The organism is Mesorhizobium sp. M0998, assembly GCF_040318885.1.
Taxonomy (GTDB): Bacteria; Pseudomonadota; Alphaproteobacteria; order Rhizobiales; family Rhizobiaceae; genus Mesorhizobium.
Genome location: NZ_JAMYND010000006.1, coordinates 146,511 through 165,138, shown reverse-complemented (window position 1 = coordinate 165,138; position 18,628 = coordinate 146,511). Strand labels below are relative to the sequence as shown.

Annotated in this window: 19 protein-coding genes; 11 read left to right on the top strand and 8 right to left on the bottom strand. The window is 62.5% G+C overall.

Annotated features, from left to right (window positions below):
* The first annotated feature begins 185 nt into the window (after positions 1 to 185).
* From NKH59_RS08380 to NKH59_RS08340, 9 genes are all read left to right on the top strand, one after another.
* Complete coding sequence (locus NKH59_RS08380; protein ID WP_352540773.1) at positions 186 to 1,274, top strand: porin; 1,089 nt, start codon at positions 186 to 188, stop codon at positions 1,272 to 1,274.
* Between the two features lie 117 nt (positions 1,275 to 1,391).
* Positions 1,392 to 2,180: a DNA repair protein RecO gene (gene recO / locus NKH59_RS08375; protein ID WP_352871512.1), complete on the top strand. Its 789-nt coding sequence runs from the start codon at positions 1,392 to 1,394 to the stop codon at positions 2,178 to 2,180.
* A complete protein-coding gene (locus NKH59_RS08370; RefSeq protein ID WP_352871510.1) occupies positions 2,177 to 2,500 on the top strand; it encodes a hotdog family protein in 324 nt (107 codons plus the stop codon). Before recO ends, NKH59_RS08370 begins: the two co-directional genes overlap by 4 nt.
* Positions 2,501 to 2,537: 37 nt before the next feature.
* Positions 2,538 to 5,255: a DUF2339 domain-containing protein gene (locus tag NKH59_RS08365; protein ID WP_353021502.1), complete on the top strand. Its 2,718-nt coding sequence runs from the start codon at positions 2,538 to 2,540 to the stop codon at positions 5,253 to 5,255.
* A gap of 155 nt (positions 5,256 to 5,410) precedes the next feature.
* On the top strand, positions 5,411 to 5,929 hold the full coding sequence (locus NKH59_RS08360; RefSeq protein WP_023719875.1) for a sigma-70 family RNA polymerase sigma factor: 519 nt from the start codon (positions 5,411 to 5,413) through the stop codon (positions 5,927 to 5,929).
* Complete coding sequence (locus NKH59_RS08355; protein WP_353021500.1) at positions 5,926 to 6,717, top strand: anti-sigma factor family protein; 792 nt, start codon at positions 5,926 to 5,928, stop codon at positions 6,715 to 6,717. The genes NKH59_RS08360 and NKH59_RS08355 overlap by 4 nt, the downstream gene beginning before the upstream one ends.
* 209 nt (positions 6,718 to 6,926) lie before the next feature.
* A complete protein-coding gene (locus NKH59_RS08350; RefSeq protein WP_352833224.1) occupies positions 6,927 to 8,033 on the top strand; it encodes a peptidase C39 family protein in 1,107 nt (368 codons plus the stop codon).
* Entirely contained in the window at positions 8,030 to 9,493 is a 1,464-nt protein-coding gene (locus NKH59_RS08345; protein WP_352490911.1) for a RimK family ATP-grasp domain-containing protein, read from the top strand. Before NKH59_RS08350 ends, NKH59_RS08345 begins: the two co-directional genes overlap by 4 nt.
* A 22-nt stretch (positions 9,494 to 9,515) precedes the next feature.
* The gene (locus NKH59_RS08340; protein WP_352833230.1) at positions 9,516 to 9,788 is read left to right on the top strand and encodes a DUF3303 domain-containing protein; all 273 of its coding nucleotides are present in this window, start codon (positions 9,516 to 9,518) and stop codon (positions 9,786 to 9,788) included.
* Positions 9,789 to 9,917: 129 nt separating this feature from the next.
* On the opposite strand, the gene NKH59_RS08335 is transcribed toward NKH59_RS08340, so the two are convergent.
* From NKH59_RS08335 to ygfZ, 3 genes are all read right to left on the bottom strand, one after another.
* Positions 9,918 to 12,056 carry a putative bifunctional diguanylate cyclase/phosphodiesterase gene (locus tag NKH59_RS08335; protein WP_353021496.1) on the bottom strand — a complete coding sequence of 713 codons (2,139 nt, stop codon included), beginning with the start codon at positions 12,054 to 12,056 and terminating at the stop codon, positions 9,918 to 9,920.
* A gap of 64 nt (positions 12,057 to 12,120) precedes the next feature.
* Positions 12,121 to 12,753 (bottom strand): YfbR-like 5'-deoxynucleotidase, encoded by a 633-nt coding sequence (locus NKH59_RS08330; RefSeq protein WP_023719870.1) that lies wholly within the window; start codon positions 12,751 to 12,753, stop codon positions 12,121 to 12,123.
* Positions 12,753 to 13,613 (bottom strand): CAF17-like 4Fe-4S cluster assembly/insertion protein YgfZ, encoded by an 861-nt coding sequence (gene ygfZ, locus NKH59_RS08325; RefSeq protein WP_353021494.1) that lies wholly within the window; start codon positions 13,611 to 13,613, stop codon positions 12,753 to 12,755. The genes NKH59_RS08330 and ygfZ overlap by 1 nt, the downstream gene beginning before the upstream one ends.
* Positions 13,614 to 13,696: 83 nt before the next feature.
* Here ygfZ and NKH59_RS08320 point away from each other — a divergent pair, with 83 nt between their 5' ends.
* Positions 13,697 to 15,028, top strand: coding sequence for a dihydroorotase (locus NKH59_RS08320; RefSeq protein WP_353021491.1), 1,332 nt, complete (start codon positions 13,697 to 13,699; stop codon positions 15,026 to 15,028).
* Positions 15,029 to 15,060: 32 nt separating this feature from the next.
* Here NKH59_RS08320 and NKH59_RS08315 read toward each other — a convergent pair whose 3' ends face one another.
* From NKH59_RS08315 to NKH59_RS08300, 4 genes are all read right to left on the bottom strand, one after another.
* The gene (locus NKH59_RS08315) at positions 15,061 to 15,864 is read right to left on the bottom strand and encodes a hypothetical protein (protein WP_352820920.1); all 804 of its coding nucleotides are present in this window, start codon (positions 15,862 to 15,864) and stop codon (positions 15,061 to 15,063) included.
* A gap of 80 nt (positions 15,865 to 15,944) precedes the next feature.
* On the bottom strand, positions 15,945 to 16,202 hold the full coding sequence (locus NKH59_RS08310) for a hypothetical protein (RefSeq protein WP_023677749.1): 258 nt from the start codon (positions 16,200 to 16,202) through the stop codon (positions 15,945 to 15,947).
* 372 nt (positions 16,203 to 16,574) lie between these two features.
* Positions 16,575 to 16,952, bottom strand: coding sequence for a TIGR02301 family protein (locus NKH59_RS08305; RefSeq protein WP_023677748.1), 378 nt, complete (start codon positions 16,950 to 16,952; stop codon positions 16,575 to 16,577).
* Between the two features lie 48 nt (positions 16,953 to 17,000).
* On the bottom strand, positions 17,001 to 17,426 hold the full coding sequence (locus NKH59_RS08300; RefSeq protein WP_352540784.1) for an NUDIX hydrolase: 426 nt from the start codon (positions 17,424 to 17,426) through the stop codon (positions 17,001 to 17,003).
* A 123-nt stretch (positions 17,427 to 17,549) separates the two neighbouring features.
* Here NKH59_RS08300 and NKH59_RS08295 point away from each other — a divergent pair, with 123 nt between their 5' ends.
* Positions 17,550 to 18,311 (top strand): SOS response-associated peptidase, encoded by a 762-nt coding sequence (locus NKH59_RS08295; protein ID WP_352927431.1) that lies wholly within the window; start codon positions 17,550 to 17,552, stop codon positions 18,309 to 18,311.
* 57 nt (positions 18,312 to 18,368) lie between these two features.
* On the opposite strand, the gene NKH59_RS08290 is transcribed toward NKH59_RS08295, so the two are convergent.
* Positions 18,369 to 18,518, bottom strand: a complete 150-nt coding sequence (locus NKH59_RS08290; RefSeq protein WP_023677745.1) for a hypothetical protein — start codon at positions 18,516 to 18,518, stop codon at positions 18,369 to 18,371.
* Between the last annotated feature and the right edge of the window lie 110 nt (positions 18,519 to 18,628).

Here is an 18,628-nt window from a genome sequence, read left to right as displayed (position 1 = left end):
GGATTTATTCTGTTATGCAAACATTGATTATTTTTGGAATCGTCATTGAGACTGGAATGCGGATGAGTATGTTCGCCGCCTGAAGAGGGGGTGCGGTGCGCGCCTTTTTCGACGTGGGTGAGGCGTTCAGCCGTTCAACCCATGAATCCAAAGCCATTTTTAACTTTGACTGGAGAGGTCAGAAAATGAATATCAAGAGCCTTCTTCTCGGCTCAGCCGCGGCATTCGTCGCGGTCTCCGGTGCGCGCGCCGCCGACGCTGTTGTGGTCGCCGAGCCGGAACCCGCCGAATACGTCAAGATTTGCGACGTCTACGGCGCCGGCTACTTCTACATTCCCGGCACCGAGACCTGCCTGCGCATCGGCGGCTATGTCCGCTATGACGCAAGCTTCGGCGACGCCGGCCGCGTTTTCGATGGCGCGACGACACACGACCTTTTGGACGGTGACGAGCAGCAGACCTGGAACAAGAATGCCCGCTTCAATTTGAAGACGTGGACCGGCCAGGAAACCGAGCTCGGCACGTTGAAGACCTATACCGAGACCCGTTTCAACTTCGGCAATACCAAACGCACCGTGAGCGGTGTTGATTTCAGCGTGCAGGACAACAAGGCGGTTACCCTGAACTTCGCCTGGATCCAGCTTGGAGGTTTCCGCGTCGGTAAGGATGAAACTGTCTATGATTCGTTCATCGGTTACGCCGGCAACGTCGTCCAGGACACTATCATTCCTTACGGCACCAAGGACACCAACCTGATCAGTTACTATTTCGACGGCGGTAATGGCTTTACGGCAGTCGCCTCGGTCGAAACGGGCTCCGGCGCTGACCAGTCGATCGACAGCTACGTTCCGTTTGTCGTCGGCGGCGTGAAATACAAGGGCGACTGGGGTGCGATCACCGCGGTCGGCGCCTATAACAGCACGTCGGAAGAATGGGCCGGCAAAGCTCGCCTCGACGTCAAGCCGATTACTGACCTGACCCTGTTCGTGATGGCGGGCTACGGCAGCGACGACAACGTCGCGAAGAACTTCTACAAGCCGTGGACTGGCAACTTTGCCGTCTGGGGCGGCGGCAGCTATGCCGTCAACAAGAAGACCTCTTTGAACGCCCAGGTCTCCTATACCGACGACCAAGACTTCGCCGTTGCGGCCAACGTCGCCTACACGATCGTTCCTGGTTACACGATCACCGCCGAAGTCGATTATTACGACAATTTCGATGCCGACGATGCCGACGCAATCGGCGGCATCTTCCGCTTCCAGCGCTCGTTCTGATCAAACGACGATCTCGTAAAAAACGGCCCGTAGCGATACGCTACGGGCCGTTTTGGTTTGGCGGCGGATTCGTCGCTCATCTTGATTTCGCCATCCAACCGGTGACAAGCTCTCGTCATGGAATGGCGCGACGAGGGAATCATTCTCGGCACCCGCAAGCATGGCGAAACCAGCGCCATTCTTGAGGTGATGACACGCGCGCATGGCCGCCATCTCGGTCTCGTGCGCGGCGGCCGTTCGCGCAAACAGCAGCCTGTCTTGCAGCCCGGCAATCGCGTCGACCTGTTGTGGCGGGCGCGGCTCGACGAGCATCTCGGCACCTTCCAGATCGAGGCTATCGAGATGAACGCCGCCCGGCTGATGGACAGCGCCGTTGCCGTCTACGGCCTGCAGACGATGGCCGCGCATTTGCGTCTTCTGCCTGAGCGTGACGCCCATGGCGGCCTTTACGAGACGCTTGCGGTGATGATCGCTCATCTCGACGATGCCGATGCCGCCGGCGAGCTGGTGGCCCGCTTCGAGCTGCTGGTACTCGACGAACTCGGTTTCGGCCTCGATCTCAGCCAGTGTGCGGCGACCGGCACCAGGCAGGACCTTGCCTATGTCTCGCCGAAATCCGGCCGCGCCGTGTCGCTGGCGGCGGGCGCGCCGTGGCGCGACAAGATGCTGGCGCTGCCTGCCTTCCTGCAGCGCGGCTCCGGGCTGCGCGCCGATCCGGCGGCGATCGAGGACGCCTTCCGGCTGACCGGCTTCTTTTTGACCCGCCGTGTCTACGAACCGCGCGGCATCGAGCCTCCCGGCGCCCGCGCCGGGTTTCTCGCCGCCTTGCGCAGGCATCATTCACCCGGCCGTGAATCCGGCAAGGCAAGCGCCGGGGAAGCCGCCACCGGGGAAACCACCAGATGAGCGAAGTTGAACCTGATCCCGAAAACGTTTCGCCGCTCGGCCTTGGCACCATTTCGCAGGTGGGCGAGGCCCATGCGACGGCCGAGTTCAAAGTGAATTTGACGCGGCCGATCACGCCAAGGACGGGCGAGGTGGTGTGCGAGGGCAAAGTGGTGCACAAGGGCCGCACGCTGACGGTTTCGGAAGCGGCGCTGAAGGACGCCAACGGCAAAGCTGCTGGCTTTCGGCACCGAAACATGCTCGATCTTTCCGGCCAATCTGGCGGCACGTTGAATGGACCGGCCGTTTGGCCGCCGCATTTGAATGTCACTGAACATTGAATGTCAGTGACAACTGGCCTGGTTTGGGGGAACCGCCATGTTTGAAGGCCTGATTGGCCTCGTCGCCATCATCGTGCTGTTCGTCATCATTTCACGCCAGCAGAGCCGCATCGGCCTGATCGAGCGCGAGCTTGGCGCCTTGCGCAGCCTTGTGCTTTCGGGCACGCCTGCGCTGCCGCCGCAAGCCAAGGAACCGGCTGCAAACGACAGCAAACCGGCGGATGCCGCAATCCCGCTTGCGGTCACAGCCGACATGGCCGTATCGCCACGGCCCGCAGCGGTCGTGTCAGCTACAGAGGCCGATGCCGATACAACGGCGCCGTCCGCGCCGGAGTCGGCGCAACCGGCGGCAGCGGCGAAGGCAGCTCGCCAGTCCGACGTCGAAACGGCGCTCGGTACCCGCTGGGCGGTCTGGGTCGGCGGCATCGCGCTGGCGCTGGGTGGCTTGTTTCTGATCCGCTACACCATCGAGGCCGGCATTTTCGGGCCACGCGTGCGGCTTGTCATGGCGGCGGCACTCGGGCTGGTGCTGGTCGCCGGCGGCGAGTTCATCCGGCGCACCGGCTTCAGGGTGCCGGTGCAAGGTGCTGCCGGTGCCTATATCCCGGCGATCCTGACGGCGGCCGGCGCTTTCATCCTGTTCGGTACCGTCTACGCCGCATACAGCATTTACGGCTTCATCGGCCCGACGCTCGCTTTCACGCTGCTCGGCGCCATCGGGGTGGCGACGATCGCGGCAAGCCTGGTCCACGGTCAGGCGCTGGCCGGCGTCGGCCTGCTCGGTGCCATGGTGACGCCGCTGCTGGTCGCCTCGCAGGCGCCCAATCCGTGGGCGCTGTTCGGCTATCTGGCGATCGTGCTCGCCGCCACCTGCGTCATTGCTCGCATCCGCGACTGGAGGCTTTTGATGGCCGCAGCCTTCGTCGCCACGGGCGTCTGGACCATCTTCTATATGACCGACGCGCCGGGGGCGAACCTTGCCGTCATCCTCTTTATCGACGGGGTGACACTGGCCGTGCTCGCCTTCGTCTGGCTTGGCCGCCGCGACGAAGCGGGCGCTGGCAGCGGCTTCGACTGGCCGTCAATCGCGCCGGGCTTCTTCGTCGGCCTTTCGGCGCTGGCCCTGTTTGTCGATCCGGCCTTCGTCGCCATCCGCGGTGCATTGCCGGGGGCCGCCCTTGTCGCAGCCCTGGTGGCGGTGGCTCTCTACCGGCCGCGGGCGCTTGCACTGCTGCACGCCGCCGGGCTGGCGACGGTACTGGTCTATCTCGGCATCATTCCGCCGACCACGATCGCTTCAGATTTTTCGGGTGGCGCTCTCGGCGTCGACGGCATGCCGGTCGTGGCGTCCGATGCCTTGATGCTCAGGGTCGGCATCGCTCTCGGACTAGTCTTCATCGGCGCCGGCTTTTGGGCGGCGCGCCGTTTTGCGGCCTCTGGCTGGCTGCGCGCCGCCGCATGGGCGGCCTGGAGCGCTGTCGCGCCACTGGTCATCCTGCTGGCGCTCTGGGCTACCTTCGGCAATCTCGACCGAGACCTTGCTTATGCGGCGGTCGCAGCCGTTTTGGTCGGAGTCTTCGTCGCCGGCGGCGAGTGGATAGCGCGCGGCGAAGCGCCGCCGCTAACCGGCGACGCTGCTGTCTCCTTTGCGCTCGGCGGGGCGGCGATTGCCGGCCTGCTGATGCTGCACATGGCCTTTGGTTCCGGCTGGACAACCATCCTGCTCGGAGCAGCCGCCGCCGTGCCGGCGCTGGCGACGCGCTGGCGTAGCTATCCGGTGCTTGGCTGGATTTCCGTTGGTGCGGTGATTGCAGTGCTTGGTCGCGCTGCCTTCGACCCGACCATCGTCGGTGCCGAGTTCCTGTCGAAGACGCCGGTGTTCAACTGGCTGCTGCTTGGATATGGCGTGCCGGCGCTCGCTTTCGGTTTTGCCGCCTGGCAGCTTGCCCGAACCACCAACGGCCGACCGCGCCTCGCAATGGAGGCCGGCGCCGCGCTGTTTGCCCTGCTCACCGTCGCCATGCTGGTGCGCCATGCCATGCATGGCGGCGTCATCGATACGGCTGCTGCGACGCTTGCCGAACAGGCGATCTACACGCTGATCGCCATCGGTGCCGGTGCCATCCTGGTCGCCATCGACATGCGCTCGCCAAGTTCGGTGCTGCGCTACGGCTCGATTGCAGCGGGCGTGGTCTCGGTCGTGTTCATCGTCCTCCAGCATTTTCTGGCGCTGAACCCGCTGCTGACGGATGAATCGACCGGCAGCATTCCGGTGTTCAACCTTCTGTTCCTCGCCTACCTCTTGCCGGCGGTTGCGGCCGGCGCACTGGCGCTCTATGCCCGCGACAAACGACCGAAATGGTATGCAGCGATGCTGGCGATGGTGGCGGCGGTGCTCGGCTTCGCCTATGCCACGCTGTCGGTCAGGCGCCTGTTCAAGGGCGAGTTCATCGGGCTGTGGAGCGGTCTCGGCCAGCTCGAGACCTATACTTATTCGGCACTGTGGCTGGTCATCGGCGTGGTGCTGCTCACCGCAGGTGTATGGCTGAAGTCGCAGGTGCTGCGCATAGCGTCGGCGGCGCTGATCTCGATCGCCGTGCTCAAAGTCTTCATCTTCGACATGTCGGAACTGGAAGGCGTGTTGCGGGCGCTGTCCTTCATCGGCCTCGGCGCGGTGCTCATCGGCATCGGCCTGTTCTATCAGCGGCTGCTGACAAGGGCGGCGAAAGCAAAGCTCGAGACGAGCAATAGCTGACGATTTCAATTTGGCCGGGAATAAACCTGCCACTGGCAGCGTTATTCATTTGCTTGGGTGACCGGGGCGGCGGACCGCTTCGCGCTGGCCGCTTGCGCCGCGCTGCAAAGGCGCGTTCAATCATCACGGACAGGGGCCCTCCAGAACCAGCGGTCATGGACGAAAAGAAGGCAGCAATCCTTGGTGAAATACCGCGTCTGCGCCGCTATGCACGCTCGCTGTTGCGCGACCGCGATTCCGCTGACGATCTCGTCCAGGATTGTCTCGAGCGGGCACTTGTGCGGCTCGACAATTGGCAGACAGGAGAAAGCCCCAGGAGGTGGCTGTTTACGATCATGCATCATTTGTTCATCGACCAGATGCGCAAGGTGAACCGGCGCGGCGAGGCAGCGATGCTGCCGCTCGAGGCGAGCGAGGCGCAGGCAGCACCCGCCGAGCAGGTCGAGAGCATCGCCTCGCGCGAGATCGTCGACGCGCTGCAGGCGATCAGCCCTGACCGGCGCGCGGCACTTGTGATGGTCGCCATCGAAGGGTTTTCCTACGCCGAAGCCGCCAACATCCTTGGGGTTCCCGCCGGCACCTTGATGTCGCGCATCGCGCGCGGGCGCGAGGAACTGCGCGCGCTGCTTGATGATACCGCGCGCCGCCGGTCGATAAGGATCGTCGAGAAATGAGCCGACGCGATTTCTCCGAACGCGACATCCACATGGCTCTCGATGGCGAGTTGCCGGGCGATGAGCGGACGGCCTATGAGGCATGGCTCGAGGCCAATGCCGAGATGAAGGCCAGGAGCGCACGCTACGCCGCCGACCGGGCAGCGTTGCGCGCAGCCTTTAACGGCGTGCTGGACGAGCCCGTCCCGGTGCGGCTGACCAAGGTGGTGGTTGGCGAGGCGCCGGTGGTCAGAGTGTCGCCATCGCGCTCGCGTTGGTGGCTTGCGGCCGCCGCTGCCGCCATCCTGGTGATTGGCGGCGCTGGCGGCTACCTTGCCGGCATCGGCCGCCTCGGCCTGGAAAACACGGCCGAAGACCAGCTTGCCGAAGAGGCGATCGCCGCCCATGTCATCTATGCCGCCGAAAAGCGGCATGCGGTGGAAGTGCCGGCAAGCGACAAGGATCATTTGCAGAGCTGGTTGTCGAACCAGGTGGGTTTGAAGCTCGTCGCACCGGATCTGGCGGCGCAAGGTTTCCAACTGGTCGGTGGCCGGCTGCTGCCTGCCGGCCAGGGCAAGGCCGCGATGCTGCTTTACGAGGACGACAAGGGCGAGCGCATTTCGCTCTTCGTCATCGCCGAATCGGCAGCCAAGGCCAAGGGCACTTATGGGGAAGAAGATGGTCCTGAGGCCGTCTACTGGCTGGACAAGGGTTATGGCTGCGCCGTCGTCGGATCGCTGCCGCGCGAGCAGCTGGCCGCAGTGGCCAAGAGCGCCTATGGCCAGCTTCTGGCGGGCTTGAAAAGCTGAGCAGGATCTCGTTTTTCCGGAGCCGCGCCGATGCCGAAACACGAAGGTCGTTTCAAAGCCTTTGCGCGACCTGCCTGCCTTGAAAACTGTCACAATTCGGCCCTAATCGAGGTGCGATAGCGCTTGCTGAATGCTGGCACTTCGGCTGGTGTGACCGATGTTTAGACTAGGGCAGTTTCCACAACCCAATCGAGGTTTTCTGAGCCCGCATGCCTGCCGAGATTCGCAAGGCCCGCGCGTCCGACGTCGATGACCTCGCCGCCATCGAAAAAGCTGTTTTCTCGAGCGACCGCATTTCTCGCCGCTCTTTTCGCCAACTGATCGAACGCGACACCGCCGAACTGCTGGTTGGCGAGAACGATGGCCACGTCGCCGGCTATGCGGTCGTGCTGTTTCGCAAGGGCAGCGGCGTCGCGCGGCTTTATTCGATCGCCGTCGGTCCATTTTTCGGCGGCCGCGGCGTTGGCCGCCTGCTGCTGGAACAGGCTGAAGCCGCCGCTTTCGAGCATGGCCGCATGATGCTTCGTTTGGAAGTCCGCGAGGACAACCCGCGCGCCATCCAGATCTACGAGCAGAGCGGCTACCGCAAGATCGGTCGCGAACCGGGCTACTACGAGGATGGCGCCACTGCGCTGCGCTATGAAAAGACCTTGCGCGGCGACATTCCGGTCGCCACCGAAGTGCCGTTTTATCAGCAGACTTGCGAATTCACCTGCGGACCATGCTGCCTGATGATGGCGATGGCTAACTTCGACCCCGGATTCGTGCCGGATCCGGTTATGGAAATCAGGCTGTGGCGTGAGGCGACGACCGTTTTCATGATGTCGGGGCCGGGCGGCTGCGAACCGTTCGGGCTGGCCGTCGCCGGCTATGAGAGCGGGCTTGCTGCTGAGATCTATGTCTCCTTCTACGGCGCGCTGTTCCTGCAGTCGGTGCGCAGCGAGGACAAGCGCCGGGTGATGGAGCTGGCGCAGGTCGACTTTCGCCGCCGCGCGGAACTTTACGGCATCCCGGTGAATTACCGTTCATTCGGGCTTGACGACATTCGCACCGCGATCGCAGAGGGAAAACTGGTACTGGTCCTGATCAGCGGCTTCCTGATGTTCGGCAAGAAGGTTCCGCACTGGGTATTGGCCATCGGTGACGACGGCGATCATATCCTGATCCACGACCCTTGGGTCGAGGACGAGCGGCAGGAGACGATCCTCGATGCTGCCAACATTCCCGTGCCTTACGGCATCTTCATGAACATGGCGCAATTCGGCCGCGACGGATTGCGCGCCGCCATCACTCTCGGAAAGCGCGACAGCCAATGACCTGGGTCATCCTTACCGGCCGGCAGAACGATCTCGACCAAGTGGCGACGCCGCACAAGATCATCACCAATCGCGACTACCTTGCCCATCCGGCACTCTTTCGCGGTCAGCGGCCGAAGGTAATCAACCTGTCGAACAATTACGGCTACCAGAGCCGCGGCTACTACGCCTCGCTGCTCGCGGGTTCGCGTGGCCATAAGGTCATCCCGACGGTCGAAACAATGATCGATCTGTCGGAGCGCAAGCTCTATGAGCACGCGTTGCCGGAACTCGAACTCGCACTCAACAAGTGCCGCAAGGATCTGGGCGGCGCTTTCCCGCAGAAGGCCTGCATCTTCTTCGGCATCGGACCGTCCAGGATCTGGGACCGCTTCGCAAAACTTCTGTTCGACTGGTTCCGTGCCCCGGCACTCGAGGTCCACATCAGGGACAGCGCCGAATGGGCCTCGATTCGCAAGATCGGGTTCCATCCCCTGGCCAGGATGACCGAGGACGAGGAAACGCACTTTCTCCAGTGCCTGGAGACCTACACCAACCGCGAGTGGCGCGACACCAAGGGCCGCACGCCGGCGCGCTACACTTTCGCAACGCTGGTCGATCCGCATGAGGAACTGCCGCCGTCGGAGATTTCGTCGCTGCGCCACTGGGCCAAGATCGCTGAAAAGATGGGCGTCGAAATCGAGCCGATCACCAAGCGGGATCTGGCCAAGCTCGCCAACTACGACGCGCTGTTCATCCGCGAGACCACTTCGATCTCCAACCACACCTACCGCTTTGCCCGCCGCGCCCAGCAGGAAGGCATGCCGGTCATCGACGATCCGCTGTCGATGATCCGCTGCACCAACAAGGTCTATCTCAACGAGCTGATGACCTACAACAAGGTACCGGTGCCGCCGACGGTGATGATTGCTGGCACTTCGGACCTGGAAGTTGCGGCGCAGACGCTGGGCTTCCCGCTGGTGCTGAAGATCCCGGACTCCTCGTTTTCGCGCGGCGTCAAGAAATGCGGCACCTTTGAAGAGTTGAAGACGCTCGCAACCGAATGGCTGGAGGATTCCGACCTCCTGATCGCGCAAAAATTCATTCCGACGGAATATGACTGGCGCGTCGGTGTCCTCGGCGGCCAGCCCTTGTTCGCCGTCCATTATCTGATGGCCAAGAAACATTGGCAGATCGTCAATCATAAGGCCAACGGCAAGCCCGACCAGGGCGGCATCAAGACCTTCACCCTGAAGGAAGCACCGGCCCATGTCGTCGAGACGGCGGTGAGCGCGGCGCGCTGCATTGGCGACGGCCTCTACGGCGTCGACCTCAAGGAAACCAGGGACGGCGTCTTCGTCATCGAGGTCAACGACAACCCCAACCTCGACCACGGCTGGGAAGACTCCGGCGAAAAAGACGAGGTCTGGGTGCGGCTGACGCAGTGGTTCCTGGAGCGGCTGGACCGGCCGGGGCGATAATATCCGAACTGAGGGGAAAAAGATGCTGTTCTTCGTAACCGAGGATTTTCGCGGCTGCGACCGCAAGGAGATCTACCGCCGTTTCCGCGACCAGGGCCGCCTGAAGCCGGACGCGCTTCTCGTGCACCACAGCTGGATCGCAGCGGATATGAGCCGCTGCTTCCTGGTGGTGGAGGCCGATGACGTCACACTCCTGCAGCGGTGGGTCATCGAATGGGCGGATCTGGTCGAATTCGAGATCGTTCCCGTGGCGACGAACAAGGATATGGTGGAGGCATTGAGCGGACATCTCTGACCCGTTGGGAACCTCCTGGTTCGCCACAGCTGAATGCCGCCTTCTTCTATCAAGGAATTAACACGCGGATCGAGTGTCATCCCAAGGAGATCTAACCCGGTTGCCCGCGCTTCCGCGAGACTGTCGCACTTAGCCGGACTGCCGGATCGTCGCGCTCGACTTCAGCAGCCGATTAATGTCCGACGCCTTTGACGGCACCCCGATCAAATAGCCTTGGGCCTCGACACAACCCTCCTTTTGCAGGAATTCAAGCTGCGCTTCGGTCTCGACACCTTCGGCGGTGACGGTGATGCCCAGCTGTGCGCCAAGCCCGATGATGGTGCGCACGATCGCCGCGGTATCGCGACTGTCGATGTCACGGGTGAAAGAGCGATCGATCTTGATCTTGTCGACGGGAAAGCGCCTGAGGTAGCCCAGCGACGAATAGCCGGTGCCGAAATCATCCAGCGCGATGCGGACGCCCAGATCGCGTAGCTGCCTGAGTGTCTTGAGCACCAGATCGCTCTCGTCCATCAGCACCGTTTCGGTGATTTCCAGTTCAAGCCGGTTGGCCGGCACGCCCGAGAACGCCAGGGCCGAGATAACGCTGCGGGCAAAGGTACCGCTTTTGATCTGTACGGCGGAGACATTGACGGCGATGCGCCAAGCCGCCCAGCCTGCCGCGGTCGTGCAGGCTTTTCGCAGCGCCCATTCTCCAAGCGGCACGATCAGCCCGGTCTCCTCGGCGGCCGGAATGAAGTCGTCCGGCCGTACCAGGCCGCGCACCGGCGAACGCCAGCGCATCAAGGCTTCGGCACCGACGATTTCGCCGGAGGCGATGTTCATGATCGGCTGGAAATCCAGCTCGAATTCCCGGCGCGACAGCGCTGCCCTGAGATCGATTTCGAGCGCCCGGCGTGCCCGCACCATCGCGTCCATGGCTGGTTCGAAGAAGCGGTACAGGTTGCGCCCTTCGCTCTTTGCCCGATAGAGCGCCATATCGGCATTTTTCAGCAAAGTGTCGGCGTCCTTGCCGTCATTCGGAAACAGCGCGATGCCGAGACTGATGCCGACACGCATGTCGTGTCTTTTGTCGCGAAACGGCTTTCCGATGATCTCGACGATGCGTTTGGCCAGCTTTTCCGCGTCGCCCGGGCTTTTGAGATTGAACTGGATGATGACGAATTCGTCGCCGCCGAAGCGGGAGACAACGTCCGTTTCATTGCGCAGGCACCGTTGCAGCCGTTCGGCCACGCATTTCAGCAGCCAGTCGCCGGAAGGATGGCCCCAAGTGTCGTTGACTGCCTTGAAGTGATCGAGGTCGAGCGAGAATATCGCCAGCGATCCGTCTCTCGTCTCACTCAGGGCTTGGTCGAGCCGTTCGCGAAGCATCGAGCGATTGGGCAGGTTGGTCAGTGTGTCGTGGTGCGCAAGATGGGTCATGCGCTCTTCCACGCGCCTGCGCTCGGTCACGTCGTCGAACGTCGCGACCCAGCCGCCGCCGCTCATCGGCCGGCGCGCAACCAGCAGCGTTCTGCCATCAGCGAGATGGCGATGCGTTACGTGTGTTTTCCCCGCCCGCAGGCAGGCTTCGATTTGCGAGATTTCGCTGTCGGGGTCGAGCTTTGTATAAATGCCCAGTTCCAGCAGCCGCTTGAACGCATCACGGTGGCTCATACCAAGCGGGAAGTCGGCCGGGCTGACATGATAAAGTTCCAGGAAACGTTCGTTGCGCACGATCAGCTTGCCATCCGCATCGTACATCAAAAGGCCTTGCGACATGTTGGCAAGTGCCGCGTCGAAACGGCGGTGCTGCTCCTTCAACTCCTGCTCGGCGCGCCGTTGCTCGGTGATGTCCTCGTAGATCGATACCCAACCGCCTGACGCCAGCGGCCGGTGCGAAATGTTGACGATACGCCCGTCTGCAAGCGTTTCCTCATAGGTGGAAGGTTTTGCCTGGTCGATATATGGCTTGCGGATGGCATAGAGTTGCTCAGCGCTTTGCGAGGCGATGCCGATATCCACGCTGTGCTGGAGGATGTCGAAAAACCGGATGCCGGGCCGCACCACTTCGGCGTCGAGGCGAAAGATACTGATGTAGTTCCTGTTGCAGATGATCATCCGTTCATCGGCATCGAACATGCACAGGCCATGCGACATGTTCTCGACCGCTGCCGAAAAACGCTCGTTCTGTTCGCGCAGCTCGTCTTCAATAGGTTGCGGCTGACCAACGCCTTTGGCCCTCTGTCGGCGGACGGACGAACCAGCCTTGATACCGGCAACGGGCATGAGGCAAGCCTATGGACCATGGTTAACCATGGCACTGTTGTCCCTGCCGGTTAATTTACCGTTTTCAGCCGGCTGGAACGGCAGTCTGGCGTCGCGACTTTTCGATCGCCGCAAAGCGTTTGAGAAAGGCATTCTGCGCCCAAGTCACCGAGCGCGGCGTGACGTCGAAGCGCTCGGCGTTGAAGCCGCGCGGCCTGCCGAAGAACTCCGTCGCCTCTGCCGTCGAAAAACCCGCAAGCAGCGTTGCTTCGAAATAAGCGGCGATCTGATCCGCTCGCTTGATCTCCTTGCGCAGTCCCGCGTCGAGTTCGGCCGGCAGTGAAAAGCGCAGATGGATGGCGCGCTGCAGCCTGATCTCGCAATCCCTGTAGCTGCCGCCCATCACGGATTTGAACGGCGAGATCATGTCGCCGATGACATATTCCGGCGCGTCGTGCAGCAGCGCCGCCAACCGCGCGTCGGCGTCGGCATCCGGCATCAGCTCGCCGACAAGCGTTTCGACCAGCAGCGAATGCTGGGCGACAGAAAAGGCGTGCTCGCCTCTGGTCTGGCCGTTCCAGCGTGCGACGCGGGCAAGGCCATGGGCAATATCGGAGATCTCGATGTCGAGCGGCGAGGGATCGAGCAGATCGAGCCGTCGGCCGGACAGCATGCGCTGCCAGGCGCGCGGCGGCGCCCCGGCGCGATCGGCAGCCATCAGGCATCCTCCGCGCCGATGGCTTCCTGCGGAAAGCTGAATTTCGCCCAGGACGGGATAGCGAGCGACACGGCGACATCCTCCGCCAGGATCGGCAGGCCGGCGTCGAGCGCTGCCTTGACCCGGTCGATGCGGGCAATGGCAAGGCCTGTCCTGGCCGCGGTCGAGCCAAGCGTGCCGACCGGTCGCCCCTCCACGGTCAACTCTGCGCGCGAAGTGGGCAGGGTGCGTTCGGCCGAGACAATCAACACCCGACGCCTGGCAGTGCCTCGATGCTGCATGCGCGAGACGACCTCCTGGCCGACGTAGCAGCCTTTCTTGAAGCCGACACCGCCGATCTCGTCGAGCAGCACGTCATGCGGAAAAGCGTCGCCGAATTGGTAGTCCGCACCGCTTTCGGCAATGCCATGGGCGATGCGAAAGGCTTGCCATGCGGCAAGGTCGCCGCCATCTGCGGTGTCATCGTAGAAGCGCTTGACGGCAGTATCGACAAACCGCGCATCAGCAAACGGTGCTGATTCAAATTGCGAAGTGGTTGAATCGCTTCCCCATGCGACGGCCACAACCGGCTGATCCAGCTTGGCAATTTCGACTTTGGCGCGCAATTTGTAGAGCGTCAGCCGGCGCATGAAATCATCGGCGGTCTCGGTACGGCATTCAAGTCGGAAAGCATTTTCGCCGGCGCGCGAGATCAGGAAGTCGAAAAGGATCTTGCCTTGCGGCGTTAGCAGCGCGCCGGGCTTTGCTTCGCTGCTGCCGAGCACGTCGAGGTCGGTGGTCAGGATGTTCTGTAAAAAGTGCTCGGCATCCGGCCCGGACACGGAAACGAGTGCGCGATCTCTGAGCGGGGCAAAGGGCATGGTGGGAAAACGAGCCTGATCTTGCAAAACTATCGGCCATTACGTAAGCCGCTGGCACTTCCCCCGCAAGAGACCGGATCCGTATGGCCCCCATCTACGATCTCATCCTGACAGGCGGCACCGTGGTCAATCACGACGGCCAGGGTTTTCGCGACGTCGGCATCAATGGTGGGCGCATCGCTGCCATCGGCGACCTCCGCCAGGCGTCGGCCGGTGAGACGATCGACTGCCGTGGGCTGCACATCCTGCCGGGCGTCGTCGACAGCCAGGTGCATTTCCGCGAGCCGGGCCTGGAGCACAAGGAAGATCTGGAGACGGGCTCGCGGGCAGCGGTGCTCGGCGGCGTCACCGCCGTCTTCGAGATGCCGAACACCAATCCGCTGACCACCAGTGAGGCAACCCTTGCCGACAAGGTGCGGCGTGCCACCGGCCGCATGCATTGCGACTTTGCCTTCTGGGTCGGCGGGACCCGCGACAATGCAAAAGACGCTGGCGATCTCGAGCGGCTGCCTGGTGCGGCCGGCATAAAAGTTTTCATGGGCTCGTCCACCGGCGACCTGCTGGTCGAGGACGACGAAGGCGTTGCCTCGATCCTGAGGAACACACGCCGCCGCGCCGCCTTTCACTCCGAGGACGAGTTCCGGCTGCGCGAGCGGCTTGGCGAGCGCATCGCGGGCGATCCGTCCTCACATCCGGTGTGGCGCGACGAGATCGCTGCGTTGCGCTGCACGGAGCGCCTTGTGCGAATCGCGCGCCAGGTCCGCGCCCGGATCCATGTGCTGCACATCTCGACCGCCGAGGAGGTAGGCTTCCTCGAACAGCACAAGGATGTCGCGACCTGCGAGGCGACGCCGCATCATCTGACGCTGAGCGCCGATGATTATGCGCAGTTGGGCACCCTGATCCAGATGAACCCGCCGGTGCGCGCCACGCGCCATCGCGACGGGGTCTGGTACGGCGTTGCGCAAGGCATCGTTGATGTGCTCGGCTCCGACCATGCGCCGCACACGCTGGCCGAGAAGGCAAAGCCTTATCCGGCGTCGCCGTCCGGCATGACCGGGGTGCAGACGTTGGTGCCGATCATGTTGGATCATGTCAACGCCGGCCGGCTGACGTTGCAGCGCTTTGTCGACCTGACCAGCCACGGCCCGCAACGCATATTCGGCATCGCCAGGAAAGGCCGCATTGCCGCCGGCTACGATGCCGATCTGACCATCGTCGATCTGAAGCGCCGCGAGACCATCGCCAACGCCCAGCAAGGCTCCAAGGCCGGCTGGACGCCTTATGACGGCAGGCAGGTGACCGGCTGGCCGGTCGGCACCATCGTGCGCGGCCGGCGCGTGATGTGGGAAGGCGAGATCGTCACGCCGGGCCAGGGTAGGGCGGTGGAGTTTTCCGAGGCGTTGGCGGGCTAAGCTCCTGTCTCCAAGAGACCATGCTTAGCCACTCAATCGCCGGCGACGAAGAACGTCCATTGTCCGGTCGGCGTGATGCCGACGCGGTAGAAAATGTAGGCACCGAACTGCTTCATGTCGTCATAGTCGCTGGCGGTGACGATCTTGAACAGCTCGACCCGTTGTCTGGCGTCGAGCTTGTCCAGCGGCAGGGCGAAGAAATAGGGCCAGACATAGAGATCCTGCGGCGTGCCGGCATCGACATGGACAAAACCGGCACTGAGCACTTCTTCCAGGATGGCGAGGATCTCCTGGCCTTCCGTATCGCCCGAAAGGCCCTTCAGGAAGGCGATCGGGTCGCCCTCGATGTCGCCCAGCGACAATTGGGTCATCATGTCTCCCGTGCCGATCAGCGGCCGAAGTTTTTCGATGTCGCCGCTTTTGCACGCCTCGACTATCAGATCGTGCATGCGCCTGACCGGTTCCGGCAACTTTGCCAGGTCGTAGACGACTTCGGGCACGGGCGCGTCCGGATCGACATGCGGATTGGCCATGCCGCCATCGTTGGCCGGCCCTTTCGGTTCGGTTTGTTCCGGCTCGTCGGATGGCGTCGGCTGGCTGGCCGGTGGTGGCGTCGTGCCGAGCGGGCCGGGCATCGGCACGGTACTTCCGGGCGGCGACATGTCAGCGTCGGGCGGCGGCGTGACCGGTGAGGGAAGATCTTCGCGCTTGATCTCGCTGAGAGCTTGAGAGGGACTGCTCGCAAGAAACAGTGCAGAAGGAATCATCGCGCAGGAAGCGGTGAACCAAATGCTGAGGACCAGGCCGCGCGGCTTGCCTGATATCGAAAAATTCACCGCCTGCTACTCCCTGGTTCCAGCCCATCCATGTGCCCGGACATGATGTCCGGCGGCGCGCCGTCGTCAAAGAACCGGGGTCAGTGACGCAGTCTTTCGGGCTCGAAGGCCCCGGCAATCACCTTTTCACGCATGCGATCGAGCAGGGCAAGCGCCGAGGTCTCGCCATTGGTGCGCAGCATTTCGCCGAATGCCGTTTCGAGGGCCGCCTCGGCGATGATTTCCGGCTCGATCCCGGCCGACAATCCTTCTGCCCAGGCTTCGCTGTGGCTTTCCACGGCGGTCAGGCGCTTTTCTTCCCTGACCAGCGCGTCGATGTCGTTGACGCCATGTTCCATTGCGATGTCCACCCTTTCAAGCGGTGATCCGTTGGACAGGGATCAAGCTTGAGTTGTCCCTTTTATACGCAGGCGCAGTAAGTATTTGTAAATGCGACATTTTTTTGGTCGTCGTCTACAATTTCCGTCGCGTCCAGCAAACCTGCGTCCGATCCGTTTCAAACTTAGCCGATTAGGCAGGCCAAGGGGACGGAAACCTTCAGTTTGAGTTAATTTCACATCTGCGCGCTAACGTTTCGTTAACATAGTTGCAAAAGTGCAACATCAGGTTTGCACCAAGACCTCACTCGAGGCAAGCGGAGAAGCGTCGAACGCGTCCGCCGCAACGGCGCCGACCCTTGATGCGGCTTTTCCGCAAAGCGGCTGCCGCCGTCAGTTTCCGTAGCGCGAGGCGATGTCGCGAGACAGCGTCTCGCCTTCCTTCATGTAGCGGCTGATGGCTTCCGTCGCCGAGGCGGTGCATTGCGTATAAGTGCCGCCGAACGACCGGTAACCGCGGTTGAAGCTGGCGATGAAGCGGGCGCGCCGCTCCGGGTTCGGATTTTCCGATGCGATCAGTTTTTCCATCTCGGCTCGCCACCGATCGCCCTTCTCGCCACACAGATTACGCAGGAAATGCAGCGAGCCGAGCACTTCCGCCAGCCGCATCAGCCCGGGCTCGAACGGTGCTTCGGCGGCAATCGCCGGGCGCGCACCGACAACCACACTGACGGCGAGGCATGCGGCGAGAAACGAAGACGTGCGGCTCATGGGTCCTTGTGCTGAAACAATTTGTCGCCTGCAAGGCGATTCTCTGGCTCAGATCTCGCCGTCTTTGTCGGGACCGAGTAGATCGTCGGCAATTTCAAACACTGCATCGGCGAGCGGCATCGCTGTCATTTCGGCCAGCGTATAGAAAGCCGCGGTCTCGGCATCGTCGCTGGCCACCGCCTCGCCGCCAGCATACTCGGCCCCAAACACCGTCAGCCAGTAGTCGACCGGATGCCCGTCGCCGCTGCCGTCGATGTGGATTTCCCGCAGCGGCCGGTAGCTGCGCGCCTGCAATCCGGTCTCTTCCAGCAATTCGCGCCGTGCTGCCTGTTCCAGCGTCTCGCCGGCTTCGACCTTGCCGCCGGGAAAGGCATGGAGACCTTGCGAGGGCGGCCTGGCCCGCTTGACCAGCAGCACCGTGTTCTCGCGCACGACGCAGACCGAGACTGCCGGAATGATCTTGCGTGCTTCCATGGGCTTCGGATCGCTCGATTGGCATAGCCCGTTGTGGACCGGCCGCCGGCGAACAGCTTTAGCGGTTGCGAAAGGCGGATTCCATGGCCACTTTCACATGCCACCAATTCGAGAGCTGAATTCATGTGCGGACGCTTTGCTTTGACGGCCACTCCGGACCAGACCGCCGCCTTTCTCAGCCTAGCGGAACTTGAGGAGTTTCCGGCCCGCTACAACATCGCGCCGACGCAGCCGGTGCTGATGGCGTTCGCCGGATTGCCACAGGCGCCGGGCTCGAACCTGCCCGACCGCCGCTCGATGCTGGTGCGCTGGGGCCTGATCCCGGCCTGGGTCAAGGATACGCGTAACTTCCCGCTGCTGTTCAACGCGCGTTCTGAGGGGGCTTCGGAAAAGGCGTCGTTTCGCGCTGCCATGCGCCATCGCCGCGCCCTGGTACCGGCTTCGGGATTCTACGAATGGCACCAAACCGGTGGCAGAAGAGGGCAGCCCTATTGGGTGCGGCCAAGGCATGGCGGGCTTGTCGCCTTCGCCGGGCTGATTGAGACCTATGCTGAGCCGGGCGGCTCGGAAATGGACACCGGCGCTATTCTGACCGCCCACGCCAATGCCGATACTGCCCATATCCACGACCGCATGCCGGTAGTGATCCACCCCGAGGATTTCGCGCGCTGGTTGGATTGCCGCACGCTCGAGCCGCGCGACGTGGCCGATCTGCTGAGACCCGCCCAGCTCGATTTCTTCGAAGCGATCCCGATTTCCGACCTCGTCAACAAGGTCGCCAATACCGGGCCGGAGATTCAGGAGAAGGGCGTCGTCGAGCTTGAGCCCGACAAGGTCAAGCGCCAGAAGTCCGGCGCGAACGACAGTCAGATGAGTTTATTTTAGCAAAAGCTACTATTACTGGTTCGCCGTGAGCGCCTCAAATCTTTCCCGACGCCATTCTCAGGCAGCGCGCGGCGAAACGATTTTTTGCGCCGGCTTCTTCTTCTTCGCGGTGTGCAGAAGAGCTGCGACGATTGCTGCCGGGCCGATCGCCCGGTAATGGCTGGCGAGCGCCGGTTGCTTGGCGCGGTTGGATTCTTGCTTAGGCATTGTTCTCTTCCCTGGTAACGTCTTCGTGTCTGCGTTTGCTGGCCGAATCCGACCAAATCGTGACGCTTGCTGATCTAGCCGGCGAATGTTTCATCACAGTGCCGACCTGT